Origin of the sequence: Lentibacter sp. (assembly GCF_029254145.1) — a bacterium.
Classification (GTDB): Bacteria; Pseudomonadota; Alphaproteobacteria; order Rhodobacterales; family Rhodobacteraceae; genus Lentibacter.
Map to the genome: position 1 here is coordinate 1 of NZ_JAQWYD010000018.1, position 6,818 is coordinate 6,818.

Annotated in this window: 8 protein-coding genes; 5 read left to right on the top strand and 3 right to left on the bottom strand. The window is 53.1% G+C overall.

All coding sequences use genetic code 11. From position 1 onward, the window contains the following. On the top strand, positions 1-828 hold an 828-nt coding region (locus P8O11_RS02135; protein WP_300291158.1), incomplete at its 5' end, for an acyl-CoA dehydrogenase family protein. A gap of 204 nt (positions 829-1,032) precedes the next feature. Here P8O11_RS02135 and tsf read toward each other — a convergent pair. Together tsf and rpsB are read right to left on the bottom strand one after the other, a co-directional pair. Then, the gene (gene tsf / locus P8O11_RS02140) at positions 1,033-1,908 is read right to left on the bottom strand and encodes a translation elongation factor Ts (protein ID WP_089891128.1); all 876 of its coding nucleotides are present in this window, start codon (positions 1,906-1,908) and stop codon (positions 1,033-1,035) included. Between the two features lie 81 nt (positions 1,909-1,989). After that, positions 1,990-2,775 (bottom strand): 30S ribosomal protein S2, encoded by a 786-nt coding sequence (gene rpsB / locus P8O11_RS02145; RefSeq protein ID WP_089891131.1) that lies wholly within the window; start codon positions 2,773-2,775, stop codon positions 1,990-1,992. Positions 2,776-2,986: 211 nt separating this feature from the next. Here rpsB and P8O11_RS02150 point away from each other — a divergent pair, with 211 nt between their 5' ends. The 3 genes from P8O11_RS02150 to P8O11_RS02160 all read left to right on the top strand — a co-directional run bounded on the left by P8O11_RS02150 (position 2,987) and on the right by P8O11_RS02160 (position 5,601). Next, positions 2,987-3,886 (top strand): PfkB family carbohydrate kinase, encoded by a 900-nt coding sequence (locus P8O11_RS02150; protein ID WP_300291162.1) that lies wholly within the window; start codon positions 2,987-2,989, stop codon positions 3,884-3,886. Continuing rightward, complete coding sequence (locus P8O11_RS02155) at positions 3,879-4,784, top strand: pseudouridine-5'-phosphate glycosidase (protein WP_300291164.1); 906 nt, start codon at positions 3,879-3,881, stop codon at positions 4,782-4,784. Before P8O11_RS02150 ends, P8O11_RS02155 begins: the two co-directional genes overlap by 8 nt. 91 nt (positions 4,785-4,875) lie before the next feature. Then, entirely contained in the window at positions 4,876-5,601 is a 726-nt protein-coding gene (locus tag P8O11_RS02160; protein WP_300291166.1) for a DUF502 domain-containing protein, read from the top strand. A gap of 3 nt (positions 5,602-5,604) precedes the next feature. Here P8O11_RS02160 and P8O11_RS02165 read toward each other — a convergent pair whose 3' ends face one another. Further along, positions 5,605-6,378 (bottom strand): 3-hydroxybutyrate dehydrogenase, encoded by a 774-nt coding sequence (locus P8O11_RS02165; protein ID WP_300291170.1) that lies wholly within the window; start codon positions 6,376-6,378, stop codon positions 5,605-5,607. Between the two features lie 67 nt (positions 6,379-6,445). Here P8O11_RS02165 and P8O11_RS02170 point away from each other — a divergent pair. Beyond that, positions 6,446-6,818, top strand: a 373-nt coding sequence (locus P8O11_RS02170) for a hypothetical protein (protein ID WP_300291168.1), incomplete at its 3' end; no start/stop codon positions are given.

Consider the following 6,818-nt stretch of genomic DNA (forward strand, 5'->3'; position numbering starts at 1 on the left):
CGCCAGAAATACCTGCCCGGATTGGCGTCTGGTGACTTGATTGGCTGTTTCGGGCTGACCGAACCGGATGCCGGATCTGACCCGGCAGGCATGAAAACTCGCGCCACTAAAACAGCGAATGGGTACAAAATTTCCGGCGCTAAGATGTGGATATCCAACGCACCGATTGCGGATGTGTTTGTTGTTTGGGCCAAGTCAGAAGGCCACGGCGGTAAAATCCGCGGCTTTATCCTTGAAAAAGGGATGACGGGCCTCTCAGCGCCCAAAATCGCAAACAAAATGAGCTTGCGGGCCTCTGTGACAGGCGAGATTGTTATGGATGGCGTTGAAGTAGGTGAAGATGCTCTTTTGCCTAATGTTCAAGGGCTTAAAGGGCCTTTTGGATGCTTGAACCGCGCGCGGTATGGTATTTCTTGGGGCGTAATGGGCGCCGCAGAATTCTGCTGGCATGCCGGGCGTCAGTATGGACTTGATCGCCACCAATTTAAACGGCCACTGGCACAAACACAGCTGTTCCAGAAGAAACTTGCCGATATGCAGACAGAGATTACGCTCGGTCTTCATAGCGCATTGCGTCTTGGTCGATTGATGGATGAGGCGCGAGCGGCACCAGAAATGATCTCAATGTTAAAGCGTAACAACTGCGGCAAAGCTCTTGATATTGCAAGACAATCCCGCGACATGCATGGCGGCAACGGCATAACGCTCGAGTACCATGTCATCCGGCATGCGATGAACCTTGAGACTGTGAACACCTATGAGGGCACACATGACGTCCATGCGCTTATCCTCGGGCGCGCTCAGACTGGCTTGCAGGCATTTTTCTAAACAATAGGGGCGCAATATGCGCCCCTTATCTCCAAATATATATATCGTATAATATGTATTATGTTAAGTGATAAAGTATCTAAACCTCTGAATTAGCGAGATTTACTGGCTTGGTATCAACCCCACCACCGACCAACTTTCCCAAAAGAAAACGGCGCCACCCAACTTGGGCGACGCCGTCTTTAAACTCAAAGAGATATGGCCTTAGCCTTGTACGGCTTTTGCAACCTCAGCTGCAAAGTCCTCTACTTTTTTCTCGATGCCTTCACCGACTTCCATGCGTACGAAACCAGTGATGGTTGCGCCCGCTTCTTTCGCGGCTTGCTCAACAGAAAGATCTGGGTTCACAACGAACGCTTGGCCAAGGAGTGTGTTCTCGGCCATGAACTTCGCCATGCGACCAACAATCATCTTCTCGATCACGGCATCAGGCTTGCCTGACTCTTTCGCGATGTCGATCTGAACCTGACGCTCTTTAGCGACCCATGCAGGATCAAGAGCAGCTTCGTTCAGCGCTTCTGGGCGCGCAGCGGCGATGTGCATCGCTACCATTTTGCCAAAGCCTTCGTCGCCGCCAGTCATGGCCACGAGAACACCGATTTTGCCCATGCCGTCTGTGGCTGCGTTGTGCACGTAAGATACGACTGTGTCGCCCTCAAGAGCTGCCATCCGGCGCAAAGACATGTTCTCACCAATCGTGGCGATCTTGTCTGTGATCATATCGGCAACAACTTTGCCACCAACGCTTGCTGCGGCCAGCTCTTCAACGTTTGAAACGCCTGTTGCGGCTTGGGCAATCTTGCCGACCATGTCTTGGAATTCTGCGTTTTTACCGACGAAGTCAGTTTCAGAGTTCACTTCAACGGCAACACCTTTGCCGCCAGAAACCTGAACAGCCACAAGGCCTTCAGCCGCGGTACGGCCTGACTTTTTAGCTGCTTTCGCAAGACCTTTGGTGCGCAGCCAGTCAACAGCGGCTTCCATATCGCCGTCAGTTTCTGTCAGTGCTTTTTTTGCGTCCATCATACCTGCGCCCGTGCTGTCGCGCAGTTCTTTCACCAATGCTGCTGTGATCGCCATCTTGGCTCTCCTCGTAACAAAATTGAAAATAAGCAGGCGCAACTCTCTTGCGCCTGCATGTCTAAGGTCAACCCGTCGGGTTTAAGCTTCTGCTGTTGCTTCTGCAGCTGGCGCTTCTGCCGCTACTTCTTCAACAGGTGCATCAACCATTGCGCCGATATCAACGCCGGCATTGCCGAGCTGAGCTGACATGCCGTCAAGAGCCGCGCGCGCAACGAGATCGGTGTAGAGCGCAATTGCGCGTGCCGCATCGTCATTGCCTGGGATGATGTAATCAACGCCGTCTGGTGAGCAGTTTGTGTCAACCACAGCAACAACGGGGATACCCAGTTTGTTAGCTTCGGCAACGGCCAGTGCTTCTTTTTTCACGTCGATAACGAAGATCAGATCAGGCACGCCGCCCATTTCACGGATACCGCCGAGAGACGCTTGCAGCTTCTCTTGGTCACGTTCCATGCCGAGACGTTCTTTTTTGGTCAAGCCTTCAAAGCCTGTTTCCATCTTCTCGTCGATTGACTTGAGGCGGCTGATCGACTTTGAAACTGTCTGCCAGTTTGTCAGCGTGCCACCGAGCCAGCGGTGGTTCATGTAATACTGTGCGCAACGCTCTGCTGCTTCCGCAACAGGTGTCGCAGCTTGGCGCTTTGTACCAACAAAAAGTACGCGGCCGCCTTTTGCAACTGTATCGCGAACGGCGCTCAGAGCTGCGTCCAGCATTGGAACTGTTTGTGTAAGGTCCATAATGTGGATGCCGTTGCGCGCGCCGTAAATGAACGGGCCCATGCGTGGGTTCCAGCGTTGTGTTTGGTGACCAAAGTGTACGCCTGCTTCAAGCAGCTGACGCAATGTGAACTCAGGAAGAGCCATTGTCTTTTTCCTTTCCGGTTTATGCCTTGATGGAAGGAAGAGAAGCGAATGCTTCAACCGGTGGACACATAAGGATTTCTCCCCCATGAGCCCGCTTCCATCTGCGAAGTTAGTGGCGCGCGTATATAACTGCCCCCTGCCCTTTGCAAGAGCCTATTCTGTTTCATGGAAAAGCATTGCCAAGTACAGGGGTTATCTTCATTTAGACACCATGCACAGCACATCTCATCAGATCATTTGTATCGGCTCTGTCCTTTGGGACATTATAGGGCGCACGCCTCGCGAAATGCGGGTCGGAAACGATATGCCCGGACGGATTACCCGCTTGCCTGGTGGTGTTGCGATGAATATTGCGATGACGCTTGCGCGCTTTGGTCTTTCGCCTATGTTGCTCTCAGCGCTTGGGCGCGACAAGGCAGGTCAGGAGCTCATCAAAACCGCTCAGGACTTGGGACTTGTCACGGATCATATATACTTAAGTGCACGACCCACGGACGCCTATATGGCGATTGAGGGCATGAATGGGCTCATCGCGGCGATTGCAGACGCGCATTCGCTCGAAGACGCTGGAGCTGAGATTTTGACACCACTGATGGATGGCACGCTTGGATCGGCACTGGCGCCATATCGTGGCGCCATAGCGCTCGATGGAAATCTGACCGAAGCTCTTTTATCAGAGGTGTCCCGGAGCGAGGCGTTTGTGGCAGCTGATTTGCGGATTGCGCCGGCGTCGCCTGGCAAAGCGGAGCGCTTGCGCGCGATTATTGGGCACAAGGGTGCAACGCTCTATGTCAATCTTGAAGAAGCAGAGCTGATCAGTGGTAAAACCGGACTCCCGACAGCGCGCGCGGGCGCTGAAGCGCTATTAGAAGCTGGCGCGCGGCGCGTTGTGGTCACTCATGGAGCTGATGCGGCGTGTGATGCTTGTGTGAACGAAACATATGAGGCTGAGCCGCACCAAGTGATCGCCCAACGCATCACTGGCGCAGGTGATACGTTTATGGCGGCTCATATTGCAGGGGAGATTGACGGTATGAGCCGGCCAAAAGCACTCGAATTTGCTCAAAAAACAGCCGCGGCCTATGTGGCAGGAGACGACAATTATGTATGAAATAATATATTCGACTGAAGTGCGCGCCGCGCAGGCGGACTCTAAACCTATCGTAGCTTTGGAGAGCACTATTATCACCCATGGGATGCCCTTCCCCCAAAATGTTGAGACGGCTCAACTTGTTGAAGCTGAAGTGCGTAGCCACGAGGCGACCCCTGCGACAATTGCCGTGCTAAACGGAACGCTGCATATCGGTCTCGAACAGGGCGAGCTTGAAGCTCTCGGCAAAACCCAAGGCGTTGCCAAGCTTTCACGCGCCGATCTCGCTGCCTGTTTGGCGACAGGCGGAACAGGTGCAACAACTGTCGCGGCAACAATGATTGCCGCACATCTCGCTGGAATATCAGTCTTTGCCACGGGCGGGATCGGCGGCGTGCATCAGGGGGCGGAACTTAGCTTTGATGTTTCAGCAGATCTCCAAGAGCTCGCGCAGACCCCAGTCACTGTTGTGGCGGCAGGTGCGAAGGCAATTCTGGATATTCCCAAGACCCTCGAAGTTCTAGAAACACTTGGTGTCCCTGTGATTGGCTATGGTCAGCCCGAGTTTCCAGCCTTTTGGTCGCGCAATTCTGGACTGGCTGCCCCTTTGCAAATGAACACAGCTGGAGAGATCGCCAAGGCCCATATGATGCGCGCCGCTTTGGGCCTTCCGGGGGGGCAGCTTGTCGGCAACCCTGTTCCAAAAGAGGCCGAGATCAGCCGTGGCGCCCTCGCCCCGATCATTGAGCAGGCCCAAGGTGAAGCACAGGCGCAAGGCATTACTGGGAAAGCTGTCACACCCTTCCTGCTCGCGCGCATCTTTGAGCTGACCGACGGCCGCTCACTTGTTACAAATATTGCCCTTGTTCTCAACAATGCGCGCTTGGCTGCACAGATTGCGGGCGAATTGAAGTCCTAAGCCTAGTCTCGGAAGGTTTTGCGCGCTTAGAGATTGTGAAGTTGCCTGTGAGCGCCTAAATGAAGTGCAGTAACGCGGGACGACTTTCCAGATGACAACGCCTTTCGACGAAGATACCCACAAACGCCGCAGCATGTTTGCAGGTCTGCGCGCGTCTTTTTTCACCGGGCTGATCGTGATCGCGCCTGTCGCCTTCACGATTTGGCTACTTTGGAGTTTCATCGGCTGGGTTGATGGTTTTGTCATGCCCTTTGTGCCTGCGAACTATCATCCAGAGCAATTGGTCAACCGCTGGCTGGACAGAACCTACGGAACTGACGACTGGATTCATGTCAACATTCGCGGTGTTGGCGTATTTGTTTTCTTCTTCTTCACGATCTTTGTCGGTTGGCTTGCCAAGGGTCTTCTTGGCCGCTCCCTCATTCGCTATGCCGAAGGATTGCTTGAGCGCGTGCCTGTTGTGCGCTCGATCTATAACGGGGTAAAGCAGATTGCCGAGACAGTCTTTGCACAATCTGAGCGTAGCTTTGAAAAAGCCTGTCTCATAGAGTACCCCCGCAAAGGCATTTGGGCCATTGGCTTTGTCTCTACCTCTGCCAAGGGCGAGATTGCAAAGCGCGCAAAGACAGATGCTGAAATGATGAGCATCTTCCTCCCCACAACGCCGAACCCGACGTCTGGTTTTCTGCTTTTTGTACCAAAAGAAGATGTGATCGAGCTTGATATGACAGTCGAAGATGCGGCGAAACTCGTCATTTCGGCTGGCTTGGTCTATCCAAATTCAAAAGATCCAAGCCAACCTGCGAAAAGCAGTTAAGCTTTACAGCGCTGTCCAGCCACCATCGACCGAAATCGTTGTACCTGTGATTTGAGCTGCTGCATCTGATGTCAAGAAAACCGCCGTACCACCGAGCTGTTCAACTGTGGCAAACTCTTTAGAGGGTTGCCGCGTCAGCATAACATTCTTGATCACGTCTTCGCGGCTCATGTCGTATTCTTTCATCGTGTCGGGAATTTGCGCCTCAACAAGCGGTGTCAAAACATAACCAGGACATATCGCATTGGCTGTGATCGGATCCTGCGCTGTCTCTAGAGCCGTTGTTTTCGTCAGGCCAACAACCCCGTGCTTTGCTGCAATGTACGCAGATTTGTAAGGCGAAGCTGTCAGGCCGTGTGCAGATGAAATGTTGATGATACGGCCCCAACCCGATTTGCGCATCATAGGGAGCGCGGCAGCGGTCGTATGAAAGGCCGATGTCAGATTGATCGCAATAATTGCATCCCATTTTTCGGTCGGGAACTCATCAATTGCAGCGACGTGCTGGATGCCTGCATTGTTGATCAGAATGTCGCAACGACCCGCCTTTTCAATCAGCGCGCGGCACTCGGTGCCCTTGGACATATCGGCTTGAATGTAGCGGACAGAGACGCCCGTCTCTTTGGCCATCCGTGCTGCCAAAGCATGATCATCTGCACTGTCAGTAAACGAATTGAGGACAACGTCGGCCCCTGCTCGTGCCATCTCCCATGCAATGCCAAGCCCGATGCCAGAGTTGGAGCCTGTGATAACCGCTGTCTTACCATTGAGTGTCATGTGATGTTCCACCATATCTGTTTCACTCAGACCTAGCGCGTCAGCTCGCAGAGGCCAAGATGTCGTCATGATGAGCAGACCACTCTGCCAAAAAAAAACGCCAGCGCGAAGCTGGCGTCAAGTTATTGAGGCAGGTTTCATACAGGCAAGAAACCTATCGAGCAGTAAGGCCTCTATAAGAGATGTTAACGCCCAATCCAAGCTAAAAGTTTGTCTTGGCTTTCCGTGCGGGTTAAGGATTGCAGCAAGAAAACAAGGAACGAGCGGGATTGTCACTAAAATGAGATCAGTATTTTTCCAAGCAGCAGCATGGGTTTGCGGCGGTTTTTTTGCCCTGATGCTGACCTGTGGCAGCGCCATGGCTGAGCCTTCACATGGCATAGCTATGTATGGAGAGCCTGCTCTACCACCTGATTTTGTGTCCCTGCCCAATGTAAACC